Origin of the sequence: Alloalcanivorax dieselolei B5, assembly GCF_000300005.1 — a bacterium.
In the GTDB taxonomy this organism is placed as follows: Bacteria; Pseudomonadota; Gammaproteobacteria; order Pseudomonadales; family Alcanivoracaceae; genus Alloalcanivorax; species Alloalcanivorax dieselolei.
This window is the reverse complement of the sequence record NC_018691.1, coordinates 1,917,017-1,941,833: the sequence shown is the minus strand read 5'-3', so window position 1 is coordinate 1,941,833 and position 24,817 is coordinate 1,917,017. Positions and strand designations below refer to the sequence as shown.

22 protein-coding genes are annotated in these 24,817 nt (G+C 63.1%); 7 read left to right on the top strand and 15 right to left on the bottom strand.

The annotated features are described in order from the left end of the window. The first annotated feature begins 4 nt into the window (after positions 1 to 4). Entirely contained in the window at positions 5 to 1,834 is a 1,830-nt protein-coding gene (locus tag B5T_RS08800) for a long-chain-acyl-CoA synthetase (protein ID WP_041716955.1), read from the top strand. Positions 1,835 to 1,924: 90 nt separating this feature from the next. On the opposite strand, the gene B5T_RS23745 is transcribed toward B5T_RS08800, so the two are convergent. Both B5T_RS23745 and B5T_RS08795 read right to left on the bottom strand, forming a co-directional pair. Continuing rightward, on the bottom strand, positions 1,925 to 2,779 hold the full coding sequence (locus tag B5T_RS23745; protein WP_268237313.1) for a class I adenylate-forming enzyme family protein: 855 nt from the start codon (positions 2,777 to 2,779) through the stop codon (positions 1,925 to 1,927). Then, on the bottom strand, positions 2,673 to 3,548 hold the full coding sequence (locus B5T_RS08795) for an AMP-binding protein (RefSeq protein ID WP_014994143.1): 876 nt from the start codon (positions 3,546 to 3,548) through the stop codon (positions 2,673 to 2,675). The genes B5T_RS23745 and B5T_RS08795 overlap by 107 nt, the downstream gene beginning before the upstream one ends. A 219-nt stretch (positions 3,549 to 3,767) precedes the next feature. Between B5T_RS08795 and B5T_RS08790 the strand changes: the two genes are divergently transcribed. Then, entirely contained in the window at positions 3,768 to 4,943 is a 1,176-nt protein-coding gene (locus tag B5T_RS08790) for a C4-dicarboxylate TRAP transporter substrate-binding protein (protein ID WP_014994142.1), read from the top strand. A gap of 6 nt (positions 4,944 to 4,949) precedes the next feature. Here the strand turns inward: B5T_RS08790 and budA are convergent, their stop codons facing one another. Together budA and B5T_RS08780 are read right to left on the bottom strand one after the other, a co-directional pair. Then, complete coding sequence (gene budA / locus B5T_RS08785; RefSeq protein ID WP_014994141.1) at positions 4,950 to 5,744, bottom strand: acetolactate decarboxylase; 795 nt, start codon at positions 5,742 to 5,744, stop codon at positions 4,950 to 4,952. 262 nt (positions 5,745 to 6,006) lie between these two features. Continuing rightward, positions 6,007 to 6,951 (bottom strand): LysR family transcriptional regulator, encoded by a 945-nt coding sequence (locus B5T_RS08780; protein ID WP_014994140.1) that lies wholly within the window; start codon positions 6,949 to 6,951, stop codon positions 6,007 to 6,009. Positions 6,952 to 7,000: 49 nt separating this feature from the next. Here B5T_RS08780 and B5T_RS23055 point away from each other — a divergent pair, with 49 nt between their 5' ends. After that, complete coding sequence (locus tag B5T_RS23055; protein ID WP_014994139.1) at positions 7,001 to 7,435, top strand: short-chain dehydrogenase; 435 nt, start codon at positions 7,001 to 7,003, stop codon at positions 7,433 to 7,435. A gap of 403 nt (positions 7,436 to 7,838) precedes the next feature. Here B5T_RS23055 and B5T_RS08775 read toward each other — a convergent pair whose 3' ends face one another. The 3 genes from B5T_RS08775 to B5T_RS08765 form a co-directional block, all read right to left on the bottom strand. Next, complete coding sequence (locus B5T_RS08775) at positions 7,839 to 8,288, bottom strand: phasin family protein (protein WP_014994138.1); 450 nt, start codon at positions 8,286 to 8,288, stop codon at positions 7,839 to 7,841. Between the two features lie 121 nt (positions 8,289 to 8,409). Then, the gene (locus tag B5T_RS08770) at positions 8,410 to 8,694 is read right to left on the bottom strand and encodes a hypothetical protein (protein ID WP_014994137.1); all 285 of its coding nucleotides are present in this window, start codon (positions 8,692 to 8,694) and stop codon (positions 8,410 to 8,412) included. Positions 8,695 to 8,696: 2 nt separating this feature from the next. Next, positions 8,697 to 9,917, bottom strand: coding sequence for a hypothetical protein (locus B5T_RS08765; protein WP_014994136.1), 1,221 nt, complete (start codon positions 9,915 to 9,917; stop codon positions 8,697 to 8,699). A gap of 294 nt (positions 9,918 to 10,211) precedes the next feature. Between B5T_RS08765 and B5T_RS08760 the strand changes: the two genes are divergently transcribed. Then, positions 10,212 to 10,967: an SCP2 sterol-binding domain-containing protein gene (locus tag B5T_RS08760; protein WP_014994135.1), complete on the top strand. Its 756-nt coding sequence runs from the start codon at positions 10,212 to 10,214 to the stop codon at positions 10,965 to 10,967. Positions 10,968 to 11,164: 197 nt separating this feature from the next. Here the strand turns inward: B5T_RS08760 and B5T_RS08755 are convergent, their stop codons facing one another. From B5T_RS08755 to cmoA, 3 genes are all read right to left on the bottom strand, one after another. After that, complete coding sequence (locus tag B5T_RS08755; protein WP_014994134.1) at positions 11,165 to 11,476, bottom strand: hypothetical protein; 312 nt, start codon at positions 11,474 to 11,476, stop codon at positions 11,165 to 11,167. Positions 11,477 to 11,567: 91 nt separating this feature from the next. After that, a complete protein-coding gene (cmoB, locus tag B5T_RS08750) occupies positions 11,568 to 12,536 on the bottom strand; it encodes a tRNA 5-methoxyuridine(34)/uridine 5-oxyacetic acid(34) synthase CmoB (protein ID WP_014994133.1) in 969 nt (322 codons plus the stop codon). Beyond that, the gene (gene cmoA, locus B5T_RS08745) at positions 12,536 to 13,267 is read right to left on the bottom strand and encodes a carboxy-S-adenosyl-L-methionine synthase CmoA (RefSeq protein WP_041716954.1); all 732 of its coding nucleotides are present in this window, start codon (positions 13,265 to 13,267) and stop codon (positions 12,536 to 12,538) included. Before cmoA ends, cmoB begins: the two co-directional genes overlap by 1 nt. A 164-nt stretch (positions 13,268 to 13,431) precedes the next feature. Here cmoA and B5T_RS08740 point away from each other — a divergent pair, with 164 nt between their 5' ends. Beyond that, positions 13,432 to 14,667 (top strand): NADH:flavin oxidoreductase/NADH oxidase family protein, encoded by a 1,236-nt coding sequence (locus tag B5T_RS08740; RefSeq protein ID WP_014994131.1) that lies wholly within the window; start codon positions 13,432 to 13,434, stop codon positions 14,665 to 14,667. A gap of 166 nt (positions 14,668 to 14,833) precedes the next feature. On the opposite strand, the gene B5T_RS08735 is transcribed toward B5T_RS08740, so the two are convergent. Next, complete coding sequence (locus B5T_RS08735; protein ID WP_167321209.1) at positions 14,834 to 17,395, bottom strand: hybrid sensor histidine kinase/response regulator; 2,562 nt, start codon at positions 17,393 to 17,395, stop codon at positions 14,834 to 14,836. A 176-nt stretch (positions 17,396 to 17,571) separates the two neighbouring features. Between B5T_RS08735 and B5T_RS08730 the strand changes: the two genes are divergently transcribed. Beyond that, positions 17,572 to 18,168: a hypothetical protein gene (locus B5T_RS08730; RefSeq protein ID WP_014994129.1), complete on the top strand. Its 597-nt coding sequence runs from the start codon at positions 17,572 to 17,574 to the stop codon at positions 18,166 to 18,168. Here the strand turns inward: B5T_RS08730 and B5T_RS08725 are convergent. Continuing rightward, on the bottom strand, positions 18,165 to 19,034 hold the full coding sequence (locus tag B5T_RS08725) for an AEC family transporter (RefSeq protein WP_014994128.1): 870 nt from the start codon (positions 19,032 to 19,034) through the stop codon (positions 18,165 to 18,167). The genes B5T_RS08730 and B5T_RS08725 overlap by 4 nt on opposite strands. 261 nt (positions 19,035 to 19,295) lie before the next feature. On the opposite strand from B5T_RS08725, the gene mnmC reads away from it, so the two are divergent. Further along, on the top strand, positions 19,296 to 21,164 hold the full coding sequence (mnmC, locus tag B5T_RS08720) for a bifunctional tRNA (5-methylaminomethyl-2-thiouridine)(34)-methyltransferase MnmD/FAD-dependent 5-carboxymethylaminomethyl-2-thiouridine(34) oxidoreductase MnmC (RefSeq protein ID WP_014994127.1): 1,869 nt from the start codon (positions 19,296 to 19,298) through the stop codon (positions 21,162 to 21,164). 94 nt (positions 21,165 to 21,258) lie between these two features. On the opposite strand, the gene B5T_RS08715 is transcribed toward mnmC, so the two are convergent. From B5T_RS08715 to ligA, 3 genes are all read right to left on the bottom strand, one after another. After that, positions 21,259 to 21,468 carry a YheU family protein gene (locus B5T_RS08715; RefSeq protein ID WP_014994126.1) on the bottom strand — a complete coding sequence of 70 codons (210 nt, stop codon included), beginning with the start codon at positions 21,466 to 21,468 and terminating at the stop codon, positions 21,259 to 21,261. A gap of 9 nt (positions 21,469 to 21,477) precedes the next feature. Further along, the gene (locus tag B5T_RS08710) at positions 21,478 to 22,056 is read right to left on the bottom strand and encodes a transglycosylase SLT domain-containing protein (protein ID WP_014994125.1); all 579 of its coding nucleotides are present in this window, start codon (positions 22,054 to 22,056) and stop codon (positions 21,478 to 21,480) included. A 196-nt stretch (positions 22,057 to 22,252) separates the two neighbouring features. Continuing rightward, a complete protein-coding gene (ligA, locus tag B5T_RS08705; RefSeq protein WP_014994124.1) occupies positions 22,253 to 24,667 on the bottom strand; it encodes an NAD-dependent DNA ligase LigA in 2,415 nt (804 codons plus the stop codon). Positions 24,668 to 24,817: the final 150 nt, after the last annotated feature.

Below are 24,817 nucleotides of genomic sequence, written 5' to 3'. Positions count from 1 at the left end.
TGCCATGAGCAGCGCCGACGTCATTACGTTGCCGAAGATTCTGTCGAAGGTTCCCGAGATCGTTGCCAATCTGCCCGGGCTGTTGAAGGGCTCCAAGATGAGCAAGATCACCGACACCACCAAACCGCTGGGTCTGGGTGTCGAATTCGAGGCCGCCACCGCCGCCAACCCCAACGGCATCGCCGTTATCCATCAGGACACCGAACTCACCTACCGGCAATTCAACGCCTGGGCCAACCGCATCGCCGACTACTTCGCCTCCATCGGGCTGAAGAAAGGCGACACCGTGGTGGTGGATATCGAGAACCGCCCGGAACTGGTGGCCACGGTGCTGGCCTGCGCCAAACTGGGTATCTGCGCCGCCCTGGTGAACACCTCCCAGCGTGGCAAAGTGCTCACCCACAGCATCAATCTGGTGGAACCCAAGGCCGCCATCATCGGCGGGGAACTGATCGAAGCCGTCGAGGAAGTCCGCGGCGATCTGGATCTGAAGACCAACTTCTTCTACCTGGCCGACACCGACACACTGCAAAACCCGGGAGAAGCCCCCGAGGGCTACAAGAACCTGGCCACCGAGATCCAGAACTGCTCCAGCGAGAACCCGGCCGGCACCAACCAGAGCCGCCTCAGGGATCCGCTGTTCTACATCTACACCTCCGGCACCACCGGTCTGCCGAAGGCAGTGGTCTTCAACCATGGCCGCTGGCAAAAAGCGTTCGGGGCGTTCGGCTATTCCGCCGTGCGCCTGGACAAGGACGACCGCCTGTATTGCACCCTGCCGTTCTACCATGCCACCGGCATGGTCATCTGCTGGGCCTCGGTGATCGCCGCCCGCGGCGGCCTGGTGCTGGCGCGCCGCTTCTCCGCCAGCCGCTTCTGGGACGATATCCGTCAACATAACTGCACCGCGTTCGGTTATGTCGGCGAGTTGTGCCGTTACCTGCACGAGCAGCCCCGCAAAGCCGACGACGGCAACAACCGCGTGCACACCATCGTTGGCAACGGCCTGCGACCGAGTATCTGGAAGGATTTCAAGGAGCGTTTCGGTATTGAACGCGTGGAAGAGTTCTACGCCTCCTCCGAGGGCAACGTGGCTTTCACCAACGTGTTCAACTTCGACAACACCGTGGGTTTTTCCCCGGTGAGTTACGCCATCGTCAAGTACGACAAGGAAGCGGATCAGCCGGTGCGCGACGCCAAGGGTTTCATGATCAAGGTGAGCAAGGGCGAGTCCGGCCTGATGCTCGGTGAGATCACCGACAAGACCCCGTTCGACGGCTACACCGACAAGGAAAAAACCGAAAAGGCGATCTTCCGCGACGTGTTCAAGAAAGGCGACGCCTGGTTCAACACCGGCGATATGATGCGGGACATTGGCTTCCGTCATGCCCAGTTCGTCGACCGTCTCGGTGACACCTTCCGCTGGAAAGGGGAAAACGTCTCCACCACCGAAGTGGAACAGATCCTGGATGGCGCCGAGGTGGTCGTCGAGTCGGTGGTTTACGGTGTGGAAATCCCCGGCACCAATGGCCGCGCCGGCATGGCCGAGCTGCGCCTGGACCGTCCTCATGATGATGTGGACTTCCAAGCCCTGTTCGACTACCTCAAACGTGAGTTGCCGCCCTACGCCATTCCGGTATTCCTGCGCATCACCGATCACGGCGTGGAAACCACCGGCACCTTCAAGCACCAGAAAAACAAGCTGAAGGACGAGAAATACGATCTCAACAAGCACGACGATCCGGTCTACGTGCTGCTGCCCGGCGAGAGCGGCTACCAGCGTCTCAGCGAAGAAGTGCAGAAGGGCATCGACGGCGGCGAGTATCGTTTCTGAGCGAAATTCGCTTGCAGGGCAAACTCCTACAGCAGCTTCGTAGCATGACCTGTAGGAGCCAGCCCTGCTGGCGAACCCGGTGCAGCAGCCCTACTCCACCTCATCCCGCAACTGCCGTTTCAGTATCTTGCCCACCGGGTTGCGGGGGATCGCATCGACCATGCGCAGCGCCTCCGGCAGCTTGTAGAGGCTCATGCCGGATTCGCGCAGGAAGCCGGTAATATCGTCAAGGGTTGGCGGCGACGCCGGTTCCCGCGCCACCACGCAGACACACACCCGCTCCCCCATCACTTCGTCCGGTTGCGGAATCACCGCCGCGTCCAGCACCGCCGGGTGCGCCTGCACCGCGTTCTCCACTTCCGCGCTGGAAATATTGAAGCCGCCCCGGATCACCATGTCCTTTTTGCGATCATGGAAACCGACATGGGCGTCATCCCGGATCACGAACAAATCACCGGTGCGGAAATAGCCATCGGCGGTGAATGCTTTTTCGGTTAGATCCGGCCGCTTGAAATAGCCGGCGAACAGGCTCGGCGCCCGATAGCACAGTTCGCCGATGTCTCCCGGCCCGCTCACCTCCCGGTCCTCGTCATCGAGCAGCTTGACGCTTACCCCGTCCACACCGGACGGCCAGTGGCAACCGGGCTTGCCCCAGAACGGCAGGTGATCCACCCGCCGCTCCAGTTCCGGCACATCCGCCGGCCCGGCGATCAGACAGGTGCCCTCGTTCTGCCCCCAGATATTGATGATCTCGATACCCCAGCGACGCTTGAATTCTTGTAACGTCCACAGTGACGGCGGCGCCGAACCAGTGGTGATGGCGCGCACCGAGGACAGATCAATCCGATCCACGTCCGGCAGCTTGGCGATCATGTTCAGTACCGCCGGCACCAGAATGGTGAAGTGAATGTCCTGCTCGGAAAGTTGCTCCAACAGCACCGGCATGGTCAGCGGGTGATGCAGAACCAGGGTGCCGGCGGAAACCAGCCAGGATACGTAAGACGCCCAGGGCGGTCATGTTGACCAGCGGCGCCACACACAATTGCCGGTCTCCTTCCCGCAGCCCGGCGGTCCGCATCAGCGGCCCGATATGGGAGAACCAGCTGTTGTGGCTCATCGGGCACCCCTTGGGCCGCGACTCGGTCCCGGAAGTCCAGCACAGAGTGAAGATATCATTGGCGTCCACCGTCACTGGCGGTAACGGCCCCACCGGCCCTTCGGCGATGGCGGTCAGTTCGGCCAGGGACAGACACTGCTCGAAACCCAGCGCCCTGCCCATGGCAATATAGTCAAAGCCCTTGGCGTGATCGGCGGCAATATACAAGCGTGCACCGGTGAGCTCCGCCACATAGCCCACATCGGTGGCTCGCCATTGCAACGGCAGCGCGGTGAGGACACCGCCGGCGCGGGCCACCGCCAGGTAGAGCATGGCCAGTTCCCAGATATTGGGGAGCTGGGCCACCACGATGTCGTCCTTTTCCAACCCGCGCCGGATCAGTTCTGCGGCAGTGGCGTCCACCGCCTGGCCAAACTCCCGATAGCTCAGCGAACGGGCCGGCGTGCCGACCAGATCCGGCCGGTCAGGCGGATCCACCACCGCTTCCCGGTCCGGGTTGGCGTCGCGGTTATGTTCGAACTGGTCCAATAAGGTGCGTTGGCCCCAACGCCCCTCGCCGATGTAGTGATCAATCCACTGCCGGGAATGCAAAATCATGACTTGTCCTTGTTATGGCCTGACCTGCCCCATTAAACCCCTTGCCGGCACCGCTACCATCGTCGGATCGAACGAGCTCCATGGGACAGAACCGTTATCGCGATCCAGCGGCCGGCCCGGAGCGCTTTCATAATCGTCCATTCCGACGACGTTAATTGCCGCCGCCCACCGACAGGATGAAAGACCCATTTCGGGTTATATAAGAAGGAGAACATTCCCATGTCGGTATTTCGTTCACGGGGCGCGGCTTCCCGTCGCGGCCCCGCATTCTCTGTCCTGCTTGCCGCTCTCGCTGCCCTGCTGTTCAACTCCGGGGCCAGCGCGGAACAGCTGCGTTTCGCCACCGGGTCCGCCCCCAACTCCATCGGCGGCCTGTCGGCGGAGCAGTTCGCCAAGTCCCTGAAGGAGCACTCCGGTGGCGACCTCACCGCCAAGGTTTATATGATGTCCCTGCTCAGCTTCGCGGAGATGTCCGGCGGGGTGGAAAAAGGCATGACCGACATCGGCTCCATGATCTATCCCTATTTCCCGTCCGAGTATCCGCGCACCAACCTGGTGGCCGAGTTGACCATGCTCACCGACCTGATGGGCGCTCCGAAATCCCTGTCCAACCTCGCCTACGCCGGCGCGGTCAGCGAGTTCGTGTTCGAGCACTGCCCGGAATGTGTCGCGGAATGGGAAGCACACGACCATGTTTTCAGCGGCGGTTCGGCGGCGTCCCCCTACTATTTTCTCTGCAACAAGCCCGTGGATACGCTCAAGGATCTCAGCGATAAGCGGGTCCGCGTGGGCGGCGCGCAATGGGCCCGGGCCGCCGAAGCGCTGGGCGCCACGCCGGTGACCATGTCGGTGAACGAGATTTACGAGGGCCTGAGCCAGGGCGCCGTCGACTGCACCATGCAGGCCGCCGCCGAACTGATCAGCTTCAACCTGATGGAAGTCACCACCGACATCACGCTGGGCGCCCCTCTTGGCATCTACGGAGGCCTGTCCCTGAGCACCAACCGCAAAGTCTGGCAGGGGCTCACCGAGGCGCAACGCAAAGCGCTGCTGCATGCCGCGGCCGACTCCAACGCGCACACCACCTGGGGTTACCGGATAGATGACGAGCGCGCGCTCAAGGAAGCCAAGGAAAAAGGCATCGCCATGCACGAAGCCGACGACGCCATGGTCACCACCGCCGAGCAGTTCATCGAAAAGGACATGGAGACCATCGCCGCCAACTACCAGAAGAAATACGGCGTGGACGACGCCGCGGAGATGATCGCCACCTTCCGTCCTCTGCTGGAAAAATGGATGACACTGGTCAAGGACGTGGACGGCAGCGAGGCGCTGGCGGACCTGTACTGGAACGAAATCTACTCGAAAGTGGACGTCAGCCAGTACGGGCTGTAACCACCCTTACTGCCCTGCTTCCCCTCGCACGGCCCGCTGAAAGCGGGCCGTGCTTTGTGCGTCCAGGCGCAAGTCGGCGTCGGCGAAGGCATCGTCTTCCGGCAACAACAGCGCCACCCCCGCCCCCTTATCCACGGACACGGTCAGGTCCTCGCCACGCAGGTCCAGCAAATGACCACCCCGGCGCCGCTCCCGGTCAATGAAGTGAAAGTGATAGCCGGCACCGCTGACCGCGGCCAGGTAATCCGGCAACCGGAACCCCACCAGAGTACCCGTCACATCAGCCAGCTCATACACGTTCTGCTCGGCTACCACCTGATCAATGGGCCGATACGGCGGCTTTTGCCGGGGCACGCTGCGTAATTTCAGAGCTTGGAAACGCCCGTCCAGCCGCACGGCGTAAACGCCGTTGGCCGATGGCAGCCGGGCGTCCAGAGCACGGGCCAGGTGCGCCATTCCCCGCACTTGCGACAAAGTGAAACGCTGATCCCGGGTAAACCGCTTGACCGTCAGGAACGGGGTTTGCTCCTGCTCCGCCACCGCCCTGATCCGGCCTTCCAGGTCGGCCTGGTACGCCTTGCCGCCCAACACGATGACCTCGCCGTCCACCGGGCTAAGAGCGCCGAGGCCAAAGTCCCCCAATGCCAGCATCCGGCTGAAGCGAGTGCCGCCCTCCAGGACACCGGCACTCAACGCGGCGGTCGGCGCCAACTGATAGACCAGATCTTCCGGCGCCAATTCCGCCCGGGGGCCCGTTGCCAACCCTATCGACAGTAGAAAAATGCCCGCCGCTTTTCTCATCCGTTTCTCCTCGAGGTTCATGAGCCCCCCAGACTAGGCGGCGGCGGAACCATGAAACAGCCCCGGTGCCTCAAGGCATTCTTGCCGGAGGCTCATCAATCCTGGTGATCACTTCCCCACCGAGGAGGTTACGACGCCGCTGTAGGAGCTTGCCTGCAAGCGAATGGGGCTTCTTTCGGGCTCCAGACATTCGCTTGCAGGGCAAGCTCCTACAGAGGCTGCGTAGCCATTCTTGATTCAAATCCCGAGGATCACAGCAGCATCAGGGCGTCGGCTCGAACCCCACCACCTTGCCGCGCAATGCCAGATCCCAGGACGGCGGCCCCGGCAAGGATTCCGCCAGGAAGTCCACCACCGCCCGCACCTTGCGCGACAGTTGCCGCGCCGACGGGTAAACCGCATGCACCGCCGAGGGCTCGAATTCGTACTCCGGCAAGACCCGCACCAGATCACCGGAGAGCAACGCATCGGCGATCGAGAACGTCACCCCCATGGCGATGCCCAAGCCGGCCTTGGCGGCCTCGGTCAGCACCTCGCCGTTATTACAGACCACGGGCCCCGCCACCGGTACCGACACCGTGCCCTCGGGCCCCTGCAGCCGCCAATGGCGCGGCTTCTCCAGCGCGGTGAAGATCAGGCATTGGTGATCGCTCAGTTCCTTCGGCTCACGGGGCACGCCATAGCGGCGAATATAGGCCGGGCTGGCCACCAGCAACCGTCGGTTGGCGCACAGCCGGCGGGCCACCAGACGGGAATCCTCCAGTGCGCCGATGCGAATGGCCAGGTCCACGCCGCCGTCTATGAGATCGATGAAGCGATCACTCAATTCCAATTCAATCGACAGCTCCGGATAGCGATCACGCAGCGGTTTCAGCAACGGCACGATGTGCTGCCGCCCGAACACCACCGGTGCGTTGACACGAATAACGCCGTTTGGATGCCGGCTGGCGGCGGTAACCTCGCTTTCCGTCTGTTGCAGTTCTTGCAGAACACGCTGGCCGCGCCGGAACAACACGGCACCGGATTCGGTCAGCGACAACCGCCGGGTGGACCGCTGCAACAGGCGCACCGCCAACCGCTCCTCCAGGCGGGATACCACGCGGCTGACGCCGGAAGGGGTCATGCCGTGCTCCTGCGCGGCACGGGCAAAACTGCCCAGTTTGACGACACTGACGAAGACACTGATTTCCATGGTTTCCAGGGACATGAAGACCGCCTTGCCAAGCATGCATTAATGACTCGGAGTCAAAAATACCATGCGATTGGCCCCATTTATCCCCGCTTTGCCGGAGGGCAAGGTGGGGATCACCCTTTTTCACCAGCAGGTGCGCGCCTTTATCGACAAAACACTGGATCACTATGGCCGTCTGGACATGGGCTACAACAACGCCGGCGAGGTGCTGTTCAAACCGCGGCACCAATTGACGCTGGAGGATTGGGAACATACTCATTTGCCTGAGTTACCCACAGCTTCTGTGGATAAGCCGGTGCATAACCGGTGCGAGAAGACTCACATCCCAGACAGTACGCCGGTACCTGTTCGTTGGTGTGATTTTGACCGTCCCAACGGCGGGAAAATCGGGGTCCTGGAACGACCATGCCGGTTTTCCACAGTTCCTGTGGATAACCCTGTTGAGAAAGTGAGGAAAACAACCCATGACAGCTTAATAAGGGGAGGTTGCGCAATTTGACGTTTTTTTGACCAATTAAAGAAAATCTTTATTTTTCAGTTAGTTATGGCGTCAACTTTAAGCAATTTAGACCTTTTGGGAAGTTTTGTTACCGACTTTCACATCCCACCGGGTGCTGTGCACAGTTTCGGGCCGATTTGTCGATGTCAATAGTGAACAGACGCCAAGGTCCGGATTTTGGCCTTCTGCCCTGTTCCAGGTCATTCCTGTGGATGAATAGCGTTATTTTTCATAGTCCGATGCGCCCCTGTGGAGCACGCCGGACGAATCTGTGGATAACTTTGTGAATAAGCTGGCAATAGGCGGGGGAAAAGCAAGGGCGCGGCTGTCCCAGAGTCGTGGGGCAGCCGATTTACACGTCGATTCGCTGCCAAGGCAGCATCCCACGGAAACGGAGCACGATTTATTCCGGGTCCCGGGGTTTGGATTCGGACTCCGGCTCCTCGTCTTCCATCCGTTCCAGGGCATCGGTCAACTCCTGGACCCGGCGTTGCAACGCCTCCACTTCCCGCTTGTTGGGGATACCCAGCCGCGACAGCGCCTTGCTCAGACGGTCATCAAAGGCTTTCTCCATGCGGTCCATGGTCTCGCCGGTGTGATGACGCACCCGTTCCTTGATGTCCTCCACTCGCGGGGCCTTCTCACGGGTGTGCTTTTCCACCTGGCGGCCGGCTTCCACCAGCGCATCGAAGAAACCACTGCCCTCTTCCTCGGCACGGGCAAAAGCGCCAAGCCCCGCCAGCCAGATCTGATGGGTGTACTTGCGCAGATCCCGGGAGGCACCGGTGAGGGTGCGCAAAGGGCCGCGTTCGTCTTTTTTATCCTGGTTATTGTCCTGGGGTTGATCGGACATGATGCTTCTCCCGAAAGCGGGCGCCGTCCTGGTCATCGTCGGCGCGCTGTGAAAAACGCCCTATAGTATAAGGGAAAGCACTTGCAAAGACGGGGGGAATTGTCCTACAGCCGGGCGGGCATCAGGCGTCCGGATCGGCGTCGTCTTCCCGGCCGCGACGCCCCACCACCAGACCGCCCACGCCCCGGGCCAGATCCTTGGCCAGTCCGCTGACGCGACGGCGCAGACGCTCTTCCAGGCGGTCCGCCGCCTGCTCCAGACGGTGGTCGATATGGCGCTCCAGGGCCGGCCAGAGGCGGTACTTCACCGCCAGCCCCACCACGCTCAGAGTGATCAGGGAAGAAATCAGCGCGCAGCCCACCAGCAGCATGGCCAGGGTCGCCGGGGTCAGGCTCAGGGACGCCATGGTCAGGCCACTCCAAACACGAAGATCAGTTGCGCCAGTCCGGCCATGGCGCCGAGGAAGCCCCCCACCAGGATCAGGATCCACTCATCCTCCTGGAAGGCCGGGCGCAACAGGTCCTGGAACTCCAAGGAACTGAGCGCCTGCATGCGGTCGCACATCAGCCGCTCGATAATGGAGCTGCGCTCGCGGTTGAAGTTGTCGTCCTCGAACGGCTCCACCGCCAGATCCACGGCTTTGTCCTCCACCGCGCGCTTGAGATCGGCATAGCCACCCGGCCCCACCGTCAACTGCGCCGCGGTGCGCACCACGCCGCCGCTGAGCAGCGGCTTGAGATGACGCTTGATCAACGCCTTGGTGCGGTCACCACGTGGCCCGTTGACCACCTGATACATAATATTGCGCAGCGTCACCAGTTCTTCCGTGGTGAGCTTGGCGAACGACTCCGCCACATCCTTCTGCCGCTTCAGGAACAGTCCCTGAAACCGGAACGGCCCCACCCGCACCGGGTTCAGCGGCCGGAAGATCACGTTCAGCGCCAGCCAGTTGGTGGCGATACCGACAATAAAACCGAACAGCGGCAACACCCAGTTGCCGGGCACGAAAATAAACACCGGCACCTGGATCAGACCGAACAGAAAACCGAAATAGAAGCCGGAATTGGTGACGAAGCGGAACTCGGGCTCGCCCACCTCCTTGAACATCTGCACCATCAGCGCCTTATCCTCGCGCATGCGGCTGACGATCATGTGCTTCATGTCCACCAGGCTATCCAGGTTGCGGCTGATGTCCTCGACCACATTGTCCATCACCGCCGGAATGGCCCGCCGGGCGCGGCTGTAAACACGGCGGCGCACCACCAGTGGCAGGTTCTCCCAGAGCACGGAATTGCGCTCGGTCATCACCTCATCAACGTATTCCTCCATCCGCGCCTGGATGCTTTTGGTCAGGTGGGCGGCGATTTTCTCCGGTTCCATCTCGCGGAAGAATTCGTCCAGGCTGCCGAGCTTCTGCAGGGTTTTCTCCACCACGATGCCGGCCATCTTTTCCACCTTGGACGGAATGATGCCCTGCCAGCCGAAGATCGGACGGATACCGATGAACTCAAGGGGATAGAAGGTCATCTGCACGGCCGCCCAGTTGGTGACCCAACCGACCGCCCCGGCGATGAACGGAATACTGAATAACTTCCAGAAGTCCGGGTGGGAAAAAAAAGAATCCAGCATCTGGGTAAAGACTCCCCTGGCATCGGTCACCAATGGCACGGCAGGCGCCAGTCTGGAGTACTCTAACGATCAAGCTTCGCGACGAACAGTTTGTGTAACCGCCGCACCGAGTCAAAACAGCCAATGTGATATGCGTAGAGCCCGTTTAGGGTCTCTTAACCTGCCTAGTATAGGCACGAGGGTGGTCCCGGATAACCATCATCGCGTAATTTTTGGCAACTCCACCGGCAAAAGGCCATACTTTGGCGATAGCTTTCCCATTCACACGATCAGGCACACACCACAAGGACAGGCATGCCCGCTTCACCCACCACCACCGGCCTTTCCGGGCTGCTCCTCTACGGCACCCTGGAAACCCTGCTCAATCAGGTGCTCACCGCCCACAGCCGCGGCCGTGATCAGCTGGCGGCGCTGGACGGCACCGTGGTGCGCCTGCGCGGCGATCAGCCGCACTGGGTGTTGTATGTGCTGATCTACGCCGACGGCATCGAGTTGCTCACCGATTACGAAGGCCAGGTGGATGTTCGCATCCGCGCCCCTCTCGGCGCCCTGCTCCACTGGCTGCTGGCCCCCAACAGCAGCAGCGAGGAACTGCGCATCACCGGCCCCGAGGATCTCCTGCTGCGGCTGGAGCAGATGATCAGCGAGTTCAGTCTGTGGCCGCTGGTGCGTAACTGGCTCGATGATCACGTGCGCCTGCACGACCTGCTCGCCCTGCTGCGCCGGGAGGACCCGGCCTGGCTGGAACGCCTGGCCACCCTACCCACCCAGGTTGGCGAACTGGCCACTCAATTGGCGGAGCAGCGGCTGCTACAGGAAGACCTGTTGGGGGAGCTCCGGCAGATGCGCCTGGAATTGCGCCGCTCACGCCGGCTGGACCTGGCTTTTCTGCTGGTCGGCCTGGGCCTGATCAGCGCCGCTTTCATGCGCGTCCAAGGCGACTGGCACGGCCTCTGGCAAACCCTCTCCCACGACTACCTGGCCCTGACCCTGCTCAGCCTGGGCCTGGCGTTGCTGCTGGGAAGACTGTGGACAAGCAAAAGCAGTTGACAGTTGATAGTGGACAGTTGACAGCGCAAACAAAAAAATCGCGGAACAGCCTGATCTTTAGCCGCTGTGGGAAGCGTGCTTGCAAGCGAATGGGGTGGCTCAGGCGTTTAGCAATATTCGCTTGCAAGCACGCTTCCCACAGCAGTTCAGCCCCTTGTTTTCGCTGTCAACTGTCCACTGTCCACTATCAACTGTCTTCATCTTTCTTTCTTGCCAAAGAACTTCCCCAGCCGCTCCCCCACGATCTCGCTGCCGGAGCGGGCCAGGCTGCGACTGGTTTCCTCCAGGATTTCCCGAGTGGGCAGGTTGCGCAGGCCGTCGGCGAGGCCGCGCTTGACCGCCGCTTCCACGCTTTCGCCGATCACCTCGGCGGCCTGGCGCGCCTGTTTTTCCATATCTTTTTCCAGGGTCCGGCGCAGTTTCGGCTGAAAATAGAAATGCCCCCACAGGGACACCACGATCAGCGTCAGGGCGGAACTGGACAACGCAACGACAACAACAGACAACATGGCAACCTCGCACCCCGGGTGAATGGCGCCATGATACTCCTGTGTTCCACCGCTGACATGGCTGCCGGGACGGCCCGGCAGATGCCAACGGTCAGGGCGCGCGGCGGGCGATCATCACCGCCCGGCGCGGTGCCGGCAGCCCCTCGCGGGTGCGGGACGGGTCGTCCGGGTCGAGGAAATCGGGCAGAGACTGAAAGCGCATCCACTCGGTGGCGCGCTGCTCGTCGGTGGTGGTGACGCACTCATCGACACAGCGCACCTGATCGAAGCCGCTGCGTCGCAGCCAGGTCGACAACTGGGCGGTGCTGGGCAGAAAAAACACGTTGCGCATGGCGGCATAGCGGCCTTCGGGGATCAACACGGTGCGCTCATCGCCTTCCACCACCAGGGTTTCCAGCACCAGTTCGCCGCCGGGGCGCAACGCATCACGCAACTCCAGCAGGTGATCCAGTGGCGAGCGGCGGTGGTACAGCACGCCCATGGAGAACACCGTGTCGAAGGCTTCCAGAGCCGCTGGCAATTCCTCCATCCGCAATGGCGCGAACGAGAACGGCGCCGCCGGTGCGTAACGGCGCACCGCCAGATACTGCACCAGGAACAAAATGGTGGGATCGATGCCGAGCACCCAGTCGGCGCCGGCGCCGATCATGCGCCATCCGTGGTAGCCACTGCCACAACCCACATCCAGCACGCGCCGGCCACGCAGATCGCTGAGATGCGGCGCCACCCGTTGCCATTTCCAGTCCGACCGCCATTCGGTGTCGATGTGCTCGCCAAAGAAACAAAAGGGACCTTTGCGCCAGGGGATCAGCCCCGTGAGTCCCTGGCGCAGGGTCTCCGTGTCCCCGGCCGCGCCGGGTGCGCCGATGATCACCGTATCCCTGGCAAAGTCACAGGGCGCCGGCCCCGGCGGCAACCGCTCCAGAGCCGCCAGCCAGCGCGGCAAATCCCCGTGCGGGCGTTCGACCAGACGCTCCCGGCTGAGCGCCCGCATCGGCGCCGCCGCGTCACCAAGGTGCTGCTGCAGGGCCGCGCCCAACGCCGTCAGATAGCGCTCCATCAACGTACCGCCACCAGCGACATGAAGTTGAAGCAGCGGAACCAGACCCGCACCTCGCGGTAGCCGGCCCGGCGCAGCCGGTCCTCATGGGCGGCCAGCGTTTCCGGCAACAGCACTTCCTCGATGGCGCTGCGCTTCTGGCTGATTTCCAGATCCGAATAGCCGTTGTTGCGTTTGAACGCATGATGCCACTCGCTTTGCAGGGCGTTCTCGGCGGCGTCCTCGAAGCGGATTTTCTCCGACAGCACCAGAATGCCGCCCTCGCGGGTGGCATCGGCGAGACGTTGAATCAGCGCGTCGCGTTGTTCCAGGGGAATGAATTGCAGAGTGAAATTGAGCACCGCCACCGAGGTGGGTTCGAAGTCCATCCGTGCCACATCCGCCTGACGCAGAAGGACCCGGTCCTGCAAACCCTCGCCCCGCAACAGATCCCGCGCCTTCTCGATCATCGCCGGGGAGTTGTCCACCGCCACCAGAGTGCCTTTGTCCGGCGGCGTCAGGGCCGCCATGGCCAGAGTCGCGGCCCCCAGGGAACACCCCAGATCATAGAGGCAGGTATCCGGCTGGGCGTAGCGCGCCGCCAGTACCCCGATCATGTCGATGTTGGTGGCGTAACCGGGCACCGAGCGCTTGATCATGTCGGGGAACACACGCACCACCCGCTCATCGAAGGAAAACCGTTCGATGCGTTCGCGCTGCTGGGCGTAGATGTCGTCTCGTTGCTCGGTCATGGGGCGCTCCCGGTTGTGCTCGGCCCGGCCATTCGGGGAGCGCATTATGACGGATCAATGGGGCCGCTCCAATGGCGGATCGGCCCCGCTTTTGGCCCGAGAGGACGCGGCAAAGCCGGCCGCAATGGGCATCATGGGCCCATCGAATCCACCGGAGTCCCGAGATGACCGTGACCCTTGACCAGCCGCTGCCCCTGCCCTGTGGCGCGACCCTGAAGAACCGCCTGGGCAAGTCGGCGATGAGCGAAACCCTGGGCACCCCGGGCAACCGGGTGACGCCGCGCCTGGTACGGCTGTACCGCGAATGGGCCCGGGGCGGCACCGGCCTGCTGGTCACCGGCAACGTCATGGTGGACCGTCGCGCCATCGGCGAGCCCTGCAACGTGGTGCTGGAAAACAACCGTGACAAACGGCTGCTGGAACGTTGGGCACTGGCCGGGCGCGAGCAGAATACGCACATCTGGATGCAGCTCAATCATCCCGGCAAACAGGCCCCGAAGGCGCTCAATCGCGGCGCGGTGGCTCCCTCGGCGGTGCCGTTCAGCGACCCCAAACTGGGTCGTTTCTTCCATCTGCCGCGGGCTTTGACGCAACCCGAAATCGCCGACATCGTGCGCCGCTTTGGCGAATCCGCCGCCCTCGCCCGTGACGCCGGTTTCACTGGCGTGCAGATTCACGGCGCCCACGGTTACCTGGTCAGTCAGTTTCTGTCACCGCTGTCCAATCAGCGTGAAGACGAATACGGCGGCAACGCCGAGAATCGCCGTCGCTTTGTTCTTGAGGTGTACGATGCCATTCGCGCGCGGGTCGGCGACGACTTCCCGGTATCCATCAAGCTCAACTCCGCCGATTTCCAGCAAGGCGGCTTCGAGGAAGGCGAATCGCTGCAAGTGGTGGAGGCGCTGGCACGACAGGGCATGGATCTGATCGAGATTTCCGGCGGCACTTATGAGTCGCCGCGCATGGCCGGTCAGGGCGTGAAGGAGTCCACCCGCCGCCGCGAGGCCTATTTCCTCGATTACGCCGAACAGGTGCGGCAACGGGTGACGGTGCCGCTGATGGTCACCGGCGGTTTCCGCACGCTGGAGGGAATGAACAGCGCCCTGGCCGACGGCGCCACCGACATGGTCGGGCTGGCCCGCCCTCTGGTGGTGGAACCGGATTTGAGCCGGCGCCTGCTGGATGGCCGCGCCCGCGACTGCCGGGTGAAGCCGATCCGCACCGGTGTACGCATGGTGGACGAAGCGGCCATGATGGAAGTGTCCTGGTACACCCTGCAACTGGGGCGTATCGCCCGTGGCAAGGCGCCGCTGCCAGACGCCGGCGGCCTCAGTTCGCTGCTGAAAGTGGCCGGCGTGGTAGGCTGGCGCCGACTGCGAATGGGGCGGCTTAGAGCCTGAGCATCGATTCGCTGGCCGAACTACGAAGCCGCTGTGGGAAGCTTGCCTGCAAGCGAATGTCCCGCGTCGGGTGCCAATTCGCCAGCAGGCTGGCTCCCACAGATCATGCTACGAAGCCCCTGTGGGAGCTTCGTAGTGCCCAGGCTCACGAGCCGCGATACCGGCGTCAAGGCCGGTCTGTCAGGCCGGAAGACACACCACCCAGGTAGTGTTGTAATGCCGATTGTAGCGCGCTCAACGTCAGCGGTTTGATCAGCTGGCCGTCCATGCCGGCGTCCCGCAGCCGGTCCGCGTATTCCGGCAGAATATGGGCGCTCAGCGCCAGGATCACCGTTGGCGGCCAGCCTTGTTCCCGTTCCAGCTCCCGCATCCGGCGGGCACTGGTGAAGCCGTCCATCACCGGCATGTCCAGGTCCATCAATACCAGCCGGAAGCCGCCGGCGGCGGTGGTGAAGGCCTGCAACGCCTGGGCACCGTCATCGGCCAGATGCGGCGCCGGCACGCCCAGCCGCTGCAGATAGCCCCGCGTCACCATCTGATTGACCGGATTGTCCTCCGCCACCAGCACCCGCAGCCCCCGCCCTTCCTCTCCGGACGCACGGGATGACAAGGGTGCCGCCGCACCATCCCGATCACACAGCAGCTCCTGCAGCTCACTGACACTGAGCACCGAGCGGCGCACCAGGGTTACGTCGTCCCGCATGCTGAGATCATCGCTTTGCCGCATGCCGCACAACACCACCACCTGGAGACCGGCACCGCTGCGCCGGATCGCCTGCAGAGCACTGTCCAGTTGCGCGCTGTCGCGTACCCCGTTGATCAGCAGCGGTGTGTCCCTATCCACCGGCAATGCCGACAACGACGCCAGCGAATCCAGTATCCGTACCGACTGGAAGCGCGGGTCCCCTTTCAACAGCGCCGCCAGATTCCCGCTGCGATCCCACATCAGCGCCGGCCGCATGGGGATTTCCGCCATTGGCACCGGCAGCGCCGAGATCGGCAGGCGGATGCGAAAGCGGAACCGGGAGCCCTTGCCCAGAGCACTGCGCACATGAATCTCGCCGCCCATCAGCCGTACCAGTTCCTGGCTGATGGAAAGCCCCAGGCCGGTGCCGCCGAATTGTCGCGTCACCGCAGCGCTGGCCTGGGAAAAGTGCCGGAATAACCGCTTCTGCTCCTCGCGGCTCATGCCCATGCCACTGTCGCTGACGGCGAATTCCAGCAACACTTGGTCATCACCGTGCTCGAGACAGCGGGCGGAGACGCGGATCCAGCCCTGGCGGGTAAATTTGACCGCGTTGGACAGCAGATTGGTGAATACCTGACGCAACCGGGGCGCATCCCCGATCACCAGGGAGGGCATGGCCGGGTCCACGTCCACCAGAATCAGATTGCCGTTGTCACTGGCCGGTAGACTGAACATACGCGCGCAATCGCTCAGTTCCGCCGCCGGGTCGAACGGCCCCGGTTCCAGCTCCAGCTTGCCGGCTTCCAGTTTGGCGTAGTCGAGCACGTCGTTGATCAGCGTGGTCAAGGTGCGGCCGGCGTTCTCGATCAGGCCAATGTACTCCCGTTGGCGTGGCGACGGATTGGTCTCCCGCAACAGTTCCGCCAATCCGAGCACACCGTTGAGCGGCGTGCGGATTTCGTGACTCATGCGTGCCAGAAACCGGCTTTTGGCGCGCAGCTCCGCCCGCCCGCGGATGGCCCTGGTGGTGAAATGCAGAAATACCCCGCTCAACAACAGCACCACCAGATACAGCAGGGCGATGCCGCCCATGGTCCAGAGCGTGTCGTAACGGGCGTTTCGGTGAGCCTGCAATACCAGCCGGCGGGCCAGATCCACGGTGAGCCCGGCGAATTCATGCACCTGCCGCTGCCGCTCGCCGCCCTGCTCCAGAGCTTCACGCCAAGGCACGGTGACGCGGGGCGTGGCCACCAGTTGTTGATCCACCCACTGTAAATAGCTCATCAAGGAATCGCGTAGCGGCCGCCACTGCTGCCGTAACGCGGCGTCCTCGGCACGGGCCGCCAGCGCCTGTACCTGCCCGTCCAGCAACAGAATCTGTTCTTCCAGTTTGAGGCGGGCGGATTCCAGGCGAAGCGCATCAGCGCCGCTCAGATAGCCGCCGCGCAAACTGGTGTACATGGCGATGGAGCGGATCAGACCGACGTGCAGTGTCAATTCACGCAAGCCGTTGAGCGGCAGCGATAACGCTTCGCTGGGTTGCGGCCGGGTGCCGGTGGACAGATCAGACATATACAGCACCGCCGCCAGGGTGGCGTACAGGCGCTCATTGATGTGCTCGACATTATCGAAAGGCCCGGCCACATCTTCCACCGACATGCCGGTGCGCACCGGCGAGTCGCGCCATTCCCGGCGCAATATGCCGCCCTGATCCAACAGCCCCGGCGACGGCAGCGCCACCAGCGCATCCAAGAACGCGGTGATCCGCTGATCGGTCCGCTCGCGGGCGCCGCGGTAGCGAATGTTCAACTCGGCGGATTCCAGATGGACCATGCCCACCGCCAGATCCCGGACTTCCTCCAATACCGGCGCCACCGCCAGACCGGCCTCGAAAGCGCGAAGATCACCGAGCATGCGTTGGTAGTTATCGTGTACCGCCAGGCGGTGTTGCAGAATCAACAGCGCCAACAACACGAATGGCACCGTGATCAACGCCGCCATCAACGCAATAGCGGGAAAGGCTGTTCTTTTACTGGCCAACCGCTTCTCCCATCCAGGGCCAACCGGTGCTCCGCTCTTCCCGAGCCGTTCCATTGTGCCATCCATCACCGGCGATGACGACGCATCGCCGCACACTGTGCGCCCGCGGGCAGTCGCGGCGGGAACGACTATGTCATCATAGGCGCTTCAGCCATAACGACGGAACCACCGTGCCCGTGAGGATTCTTTTTTTTACTTTCCTGTTGTTCGGCCTGGGATTGAGCGGTTGCCAGAACATTACCCGCACTTCGTCGCCACCCCGTTTGCTGGCCGACGACCCGAACTGGGACGTGCACCGCTTCCACACGCCGGACACCCTGGCCGGCCTGGAAGCCGATGGCGAGATTACCGCGCCACGGCGGCGCCAGTGGCGTTACCGTCTGCCGGCCCCGGCCCGCGAACGCGTTACCGTGGCGGTGGCGCCGATGCCGGGAGGCTGGGAGCGGATGTCGCCACAACGGGCAGTGTCCGGCCGCTACGGTCAACTGCGGCAACGGCGCCTGGACCACCTGATGCAACGCCCGGATCTGTCGCTCACCGTGGATGAGGAACGGCTGTTCGATCTGGAAGGCCATGCCACCGCCAGCAGCCGCTGGCATTGGCTGGACAACAACGGCAACCGTCGTGACCAGGCGCTGCTGCTGATGCACATGGGCGACCACTTTTTGCTGTTCGAGGGCTATTCGCGGGACCAGAACAGCCGCTGGCTGTTGTTATTGCTGAAGCGGGCTCAGGCGGAATTTCGCGCCGCGCAGAGCAGCGAACGGGATTAACCCATCGCCACCATCAATAACAACGGCAGAGTCACGAATGATAACGCAGTGGAACACATGACCATGGCCGCCACCTGTTCCGGGCCCTGGCGGTACGTCTGCGCCAATAGGTAATTGAACACCGCCACCGGCATGGTGGATTGGATCAACACGACGCCGCGCACCATGCCTTCGGTGCCAGTCACTTCACAGATCAGCCAGCCCAGCGCAAATCCTGTTCCCAGTCGTAATACGGCAAAAGCGGCGCCGGGGCCAAGGTCGTTGACTCGCAGTTGCGACAGGGACACGCCCAGCGTGATCAACATCATCGGAATCACCAGATCGCCAATCAGACTGACGCTGTTGAACAGCCACTCCGGTAAGTGGATGCGAAAAATCACCATGATCAGAGCGATCACCACTGATATCAGAATCGGGTGCATGAACAGCTTGCGCGATATCCCCTGGCCGCTGACCACCGCCAGCCCGAAAGAGAATTGCAGTACCGACGACAGCATCATCCAGGCCAGCGCCAGGGCCAGACCATGGTCACCAAAAGCCAGCAAACACAGCGGCAGCCCCATATTGCCAGTGTTGGGAAATAACATTGCCGGCAGGAACACCCGTGGCGAGCGGCCACTGATACGAATCACCGCCAGGGCGATCAGCGCGGTACCGATGAACACCGCCGCGTAGAGCCCGGCCATTTCCATCAGCGCCGTCAGCGACAGTCCGGTTTTACCCAACGTAGCGACGATCAAGCACGGCGTGGCCACGGTGGTCACCAGCGTGCTGACCATGGCAATGTCGTAGGGACGTCCGCTACGCCCCCAGAAATAACCGACGCCGGCACAGGCCACCACCGGTGCCATTACTGACCAGATCAAAGCTATCTCCCGAGTTCAAAAATCAGCGAAAAAACGCGTTACGCAGTCACTGTAGGAGCTTGCCCTGCAAGCGAATCTTTTGGCGGAGAGCCCATTCGCTTGCAGGGCAAGCTCCTACAGCGGCTTCGTAGTCCGGTCCGTGGGAAGCGGCTTTAGCAGCGAATGACGTACTAGCGCCCCGTACACGGCAAACGCCAGACCCGCATCGTGATAAACTCGCCGGCGCCATCGAAAGCCCAATTCTGAGGAGAGCCTCCGCCCATGTCCAACGGCGAATCCGACCGTGACTTCGAACCCCTGCAACCAGCCCGGCTGGATTGGCAGGCGGACACGCCGGTGGCGACGGATTTCGATGATCCGTACTTCTCCCGTCAGGACGGCATGGCGGAAAGCGACTATGTGTTCCTGCAAGGCAACCGCCTGCAGGAGCGCTTCCGGGCGCTGCGTCCCGGGCAGCATTTCGTCATCGGTGAAACCGGTTTCGGTACCGGCCTGAACATGCTGTTGGCGACGCGCCAGTTCCTGCGGCTGGCGCCGGAAGACACCCTGCTGGATCTGCTGTCGGTGGAAAAGCATCCCCTGCACGCTGAGGATCTGGCTCGCGCCCTGGCCCACTGGCCGGAGCTGGCCGATCTGGCGGCGCCCTTGCAGCGGCAGTACCCACCACCCTGCCCCGGCTATCATCGCCTGCAACTGCATCCGCGGGTGCGCCTCACGCTGATGTACGGCGAGGCCACCGCTCAGTGGCGGCATTGCCACAGTGCCGTGGACGCCTGGTTCCTGGACGGCTTCGCGCCGTCCCGCAATCCGGATATGTGGCAGCCGGAGCTGTTCCGGCAATTGGCCCGGCTGAGCCGCCCCGGCGCCACTTTCGCCACCTTCACCGCCGCCGGTGAGGTGCGTCGCGGTTTGCAGGAAGCGGGCTTTCGGGTACGCCGCATCGACGGCTTCGGCCATAAACGCCACATGGCGGTGGGCGAATTCGGCGACCACAACTGGACCGCCCGGCATTGGCAGCGTGGCCACGCGGTGATCGCCGGGGCCGGCCTGGCCGGCGCCAGCAGCGCCCGGGCACTGGCCGAACGGGGCTGGCGGGTAACGGTGCTGGACCCGGCCGGCATCGCCCAGGGCGCTTCCGGCAATCTGGCCGGCGTGGTCTACTCAACGCCCAGTGCTCATCCGACACCGCAGAACCGCTTCTACCAGATGAGTTACGTGCACGCGCTGCGCTGGCTGACCCGGTTTGAGTTTCCCGGGCCGGAACAGGGCCGCTTGAACGGCGTGGTGCAGTATCCGGTGGATCAACGTCAGCAGGACAAATTGGACGGGGCCCTGGAAAGCGGAGCCTGGCCCGATACCCTGCTGCTGCCCCGGGACGATGGCGGCATGCTGCTCGCCGGCGGCGGCTATCTGCGCCCGGGTGCCTGGTGCGAGACACTGCTGGATCACCCGGCCATCGAAGTGCGCCGGGACAAGGTCACCGGTTATGTGGCCGGCGACCCGGTGCGCGTGTCCCTGCAGAGCGGCGATGAACTGGAAGGCGACACGCTGATACTGGCCACCGCCGCCCAGGCCCGCCGCTTCGACGATCTGCACTGGCTGCCGCTCAAAATCATTCGCGGGCAGGTCAGCTACTGCCGGGCCACCGAGGCCAGCGCCAAGTGGCAACAGGCCCGCTGTCATGGCGGCTATCTAACACCGGCGGTGGACGGCCTGCATTGCGTCGGCGCCACCTTCCATCTGCACGATGACAACCCTCAGCCCAGTGACCATCACGATCAGGTGAATCTCTTGCAGTTGAAGCAGTATCTGCCGGAAGCGTGGCGGGAACTGGGCGGCGAGCACATCGAGGTGGTGGATCGGCGGGTGGCGTTCCGCTGCCAGAGCAACGACTTCCTGCCACTGTGCGGCCCGCAGCCGCGGGTGCTGGGACCGATTCTGGATGAAGCGCCCGGCGTCTGGCTGAATCTGGCCCACGGCAGCCGGGGCATCACCGGCACGCCCCTGTGCGCGGATCTGCTGGCGGACCGGCTCAGCGATCTGCCGCTGCCGGTGGACGACATGCTGGCGAAAGCGTTGGCGCCGGTGCGGTTTCTGCACCGTCAGCGACGCAAGAAACGGCCACGGTGAGCTATAACACCGCTGTAGGAGCCAGCCCTGCTGGCGAATGGATCGTTTCCCAACAGTGGAAGAATTCGCCAGCAGGGCTGGCTCCTACAGTGGATTACACCATCACCAGGTCCACGGACTCGGTGGCTTCATCGAACATCAGTCGGCACTCGCCGCGCTCCAGCATGCGGCGCACCTGCTCCACCTTGGTGACCAGCGACACTTCCTGCTCACCGTAGTCGGTGCCGTCACGGGTCACGTATTCCTCGATCAGATTGGTGAGGGTCTCGGCACTCACTTCCCGCCAGGGCACTTCGATCGGCATTTCCCCTCCTCAACGCCCGCAACGGGCCATTTGCGCCCGGTACTGATCGGCCATGGCCGCGGCCCGGCGGGCGGATCGCTGCATGTAGGGTTTGTTTTTCCATACACCTCGTGAGTAACCGCCATGGCCGGCGTAATAAGCCAGGTACAGGTGGTAGGCGTCGTTCAACGCGATGCCGTTACGCACGTGGCTCTGGTAGTGGTACCAGCCGACGAAGTGCACCGCGTCGGCGAAATCGGAGCGCTTGGCCCCCCGGCGGCCGGTTTCCTTCTGATACCAGGCCCAGGTGCCGTCCAGCGCCTGCGGATAGCCATAGGCGCTGGAAGGGCGTTTCCAGGGGATGATCCACAACAATTTGGTGCGCGGCGGTTTGATCCGGGCCTGGAAGCCGGATTCCTTGTAGATCGTCGCCATCAGGATCGGTACCGGCACACCGAATTCCTTCTCGGTACGCTTGGCGGCCTTGTACCAGTTATTGAACCACCCCCCTTTCTGATCGAACACGGCGCAAACGTTTTCGGTCTGGGTCGGGGTGGACGCGCAGCCCGCCAGTCCGACCAGCAACAGCGCCAACAACAGGGCTCGCATGGGTAACCTCGGAATTCTGGTTTGCGACATGGTAGCGGCTGGCCTCCGGAAAGGGAAAACGGGAATCGAGAGTGCCCCCCAGGCCGAGCCATGAAACCGCCGTAGGAGCCAGCCTTGCTGGCGAATGGGTTCCTGGCCAAGATTCGCCAGCAGGGCTGGCTCCCACAGCGGCCTTGTTGTGGTCTCTGGAGTCACTTCACAAGGTGATGCCGTGGCCGGCGAGAAAGTCGACGAAGGTGTCTTCGTCCATCACTTCCACCTCCAGCTTTTCCGCATCGGAGAGCTTGGAGCCGGCGGCCTCGCCGGCCACCACGCAATGGGTTTTCTTCGATACGCTGCCGGCCACCTTGGCGCCCAGGCTTTGCAGATGCGCCTTGGCCTGATCACGGGTCAGCCGGGACAAGGTGCCGGTCAGCACCCAGGTCTGCCCTTCCAGGGCCTGCTCCGCCGTTTCCCGCGGCGCCTTTTCGGACAACTCGGAAGCCAGCGCCTCGGCCTGTTCCAGCCGCTGCCGCCAATCGTCCTGTCCCAGCGCCTTGTGAACCTGCTCCAGCATGGCCGGGCGTACCGGCGCGTCATCGGCATCGGCCTCGGCGAGAGCCGCCACGGTCTTGTAGTGACCGCCCAGGGTTTCCAGGGACTTTTCCCCGACGCCGTCCAGCGCCATGCCGAGGCGCTTGGCCGCCTTGAGGAAGTACCCCAGAGTCAGCTCCCGCACGAAGGCCGCGGAGGGATGGCCATTGGCGCGCGGCTGGACGCCTTCGGCCAGCAGACCGTCGATGACGTCCTCGTTATGTTGCTCGCGGAAGAAAGCATGAATCGCCTTGGCCACTTCCAGTCCCACATCCGGCACCGCCAGGAACAACAGCAATGGCGCCCGCCGGATCGTCTCCAGGTCACCGAAACAATCCGCCAGCGCCTTAGCGGTTTCTTCGCCGATCTGCAGGATGCCGAGGGCGAACAGGAAGCGCTCCAGGCTCACGGTCCTGGAGTGCGCCAGCGCCTCGATCAGGTTGGCGGCGGACTTCTCGCCCATCCGTTCCAGGTCGGCGATGTCCTCGGCCTTGAGGCGATAGAGGTCGGCCACGTTACTAACCAGCCCCTGGTCCACCAGCAGGTCCACCCGTTTTATGCTCAGGCCCTCGATGTCCATGGCGCGCCGCGAAGCGAAATGCTTGATCGCCTCGCGCTGCTGGGCGCCGCAGATCAGGCCACCGGTGCAACGATAAGCGACCTCGCCACGCTTGCGGATCACCTGGCTGTCGCAGACCGGGCAATGGCGCGGCGCCTGAGGGGCGCGTTGATCCGCGTAACGCGGGCTCAGCCAGCACTCACGAGGGATCCTGACGAAGGGCCCGACCTGGCGGATAGCGGCCGACTCTCCGCCCTTGAAAACCTGAGGGTCCGCAGGACTGCGCTCCTGGACCTTGCCCACCACCTTCGGGATGACATCGCCGGCGCGATAAATGATCACGCTGTCGCCAATGCGAATGCCAAGACGGCGGATCTCGTCCAGATTGTGCAGGGTGGCATTGCTGACGGTGACCCCGCCCACCTGCACCGGCTCCAGCTTCGCCACCGGCGTCAGCGCCCCGGTGCGGCCCACCTGCCAATCCACCTCGTTGAGAACGGTGATCTCTTCCTGGGCCGGGAACTTGTGCGCGATGGCCCAGCGCGGCGCGCGACTAACGAAGCCCAGGTCACGCTGCCAGTCGAGCCGGTCCACTTTGTAGACCACGCCGTCGATGTCGTAGTCCAACTGATCCCGACGCGCCAGGATGTCCTGGTAAAACGCCAGCAAGGCGTCCACGCCATCACAAAGCTTCACTTCCGGATTCACCCGCAGTCCCCATTGGCGCAACCGCTCGAGGATGGCGGAGTGGCGATCCGGCCAGTTCTCCCCTTCCAGTTGCGCCAGGGAGTAAGCGTAGAACTCCAGCGGCCGCTGGGCGGTAATGCGGGAATCCAGTTGCCGCAGGCTGCCGGCGGCGGCGTTGCGGGGGTTGGCGAAGGTTTTCTGCTCCGCCTCGGCTTGGCGCCGGTTCAGCTCGGCGAAGCCATGGTGGGTCATCACCACCTCGCCGCGCACTTCCATCAGGGCCGGCGGCTTGTCGCCACGCAGGCGCAGCGGGATGGACTTGATGGTGCGCACGTTGGCGGTAATGTCCTCGCCGGTTTCACCGTCGCCACGGGTGGCGCCGCGCACCAACTCGCCGTTCTCATAGACCAGCGACACCGCCAGGCCATCGAGCTTGGGCTCGGCGACATAGTCGATGCTGCCGCTCACATCCAGACGCTCGCGGACGCGCTGGTCGAAGTCACGCAGCTCCTCGTCATTGAAGGCATTGCCCAGGCTCAGCATGGGCACGGCATGACGCACTTCGTTGAAGCCGTCCAGCGGCACGTCCCCTACCCGCTGCGTTGGCGAATCCGGGCTGATCAGGTCGGGACGCTCGCTTTCCAGCACTTGCAACTGACGGAACAGGCGGTCGTATTCGGGGTCGGGAACGGCGGGATCGTCCAGCACGTAGTATCGGTAAGACCAGTCGTTGAGCTGGTCCCGCAGTTGTTTGATTTGCTCGGCGGGAGACGGGGTTTTCGGCGATGTCACGGTGGGGTGAGTCCTTGCTTTCTACAGGCGCTGGGGGGCGGTTTTAACCCGAATTCGCCAGCAAGGCTGGCTCCTACAGATTTTGCTACGGAGCCGCTGTGGGAGCTTGCCTTGCAAGCGAATCGGCCTCTGCGCAACAGATTCGCTTGC

Coding starts and splice junctions, on each gene's coding strand:
- B5T_RS08800 (WP_041716955.1), top strand. CDS start 5: ATGAGCAGCGCCGACGTCATTACGTTGCCGAAGATTCTGTCGAAGGTT.
- B5T_RS23745 (WP_268237313.1), bottom strand. CDS start 2,779: ATGCCGGTGCTGTTGGAGCAACTTTCCGAGCAGGACATTCACTTCACC.
- B5T_RS08795 (WP_014994143.1), bottom strand. CDS start 3,548: ATGATTTTGCATTCCCGGCAGTGGATTGATCACTACATCGGCGAGGGG.
- B5T_RS08790 (WP_014994142.1), top strand. CDS start 3,768: ATGTCGGTATTTCGTTCACGGGGCGCGGCTTCCCGTCGCGGCCCCGCA.
- budA (WP_014994141.1), bottom strand. CDS start 5,744: ATGAGAAAAGCGGCGGGCATTTTTCTACTGTCGATAGGGTTGGCAACG.
- B5T_RS08780 (WP_014994140.1), bottom strand. CDS start 6,951: ATGTCCCTGGAAACCATGGAAATCAGTGTCTTCGTCAGTGTCGTCAAA.
- B5T_RS23055 (WP_014994139.1), top strand. CDS start 7,001: ATGCGATTGGCCCCATTTATCCCCGCTTTGCCGGAGGGCAAGGTGGGG.
- B5T_RS08775 (WP_014994138.1), bottom strand. CDS start 8,288: ATGTCCGATCAACCCCAGGACAATAACCAGGATAAAAAAGACGAACGC.
- B5T_RS08770 (WP_014994137.1), bottom strand. CDS start 8,694: ATGGCGTCCCTGAGCCTGACCCCGGCGACCCTGGCCATGCTGCTGGTG.
- B5T_RS08765 (WP_014994136.1), bottom strand. CDS start 9,917: ATGCTGGATTCTTTTTTTTCCCACCCGGACTTCTGGAAGTTATTCAGT.
- B5T_RS08760 (WP_014994135.1), top strand. CDS start 10,212: ATGCCCGCTTCACCCACCACCACCGGCCTTTCCGGGCTGCTCCTCTAC.
- B5T_RS08755 (WP_014994134.1), bottom strand. CDS start 11,476: ATGTTGTCTGTTGTTGTCGTTGCGTTGTCCAGTTCCGCCCTGACGCTG.
- cmoB (WP_014994133.1), bottom strand. CDS start 12,536: ATGGAGCGCTATCTGACGGCGTTGGGCGCGGCCCTGCAGCAGCACCTT.
- cmoA (WP_041716954.1), bottom strand. CDS start 13,267: ATGACCGAGCAACGAGACGACATCTACGCCCAGCAGCGCGAACGCATC.
- B5T_RS08740 (WP_014994131.1), top strand. CDS start 13,432: ATGACCGTGACCCTTGACCAGCCGCTGCCCCTGCCCTGTGGCGCGACC.
- mnmC (WP_014994127.1), top strand. CDS start 19,296: ATGTCCAACGGCGAATCCGACCGTGACTTCGAACCCCTGCAACCAGCC.
- B5T_RS08715 (WP_014994126.1), bottom strand. CDS start 21,468: ATGCCGATCGAAGTGCCCTGGCGGGAAGTGAGTGCCGAGACCCTCACC.
- B5T_RS08710 (WP_014994125.1), bottom strand. CDS start 22,056: ATGCGAGCCCTGTTGTTGGCGCTGTTGCTGGTCGGACTGGCGGGCTGC.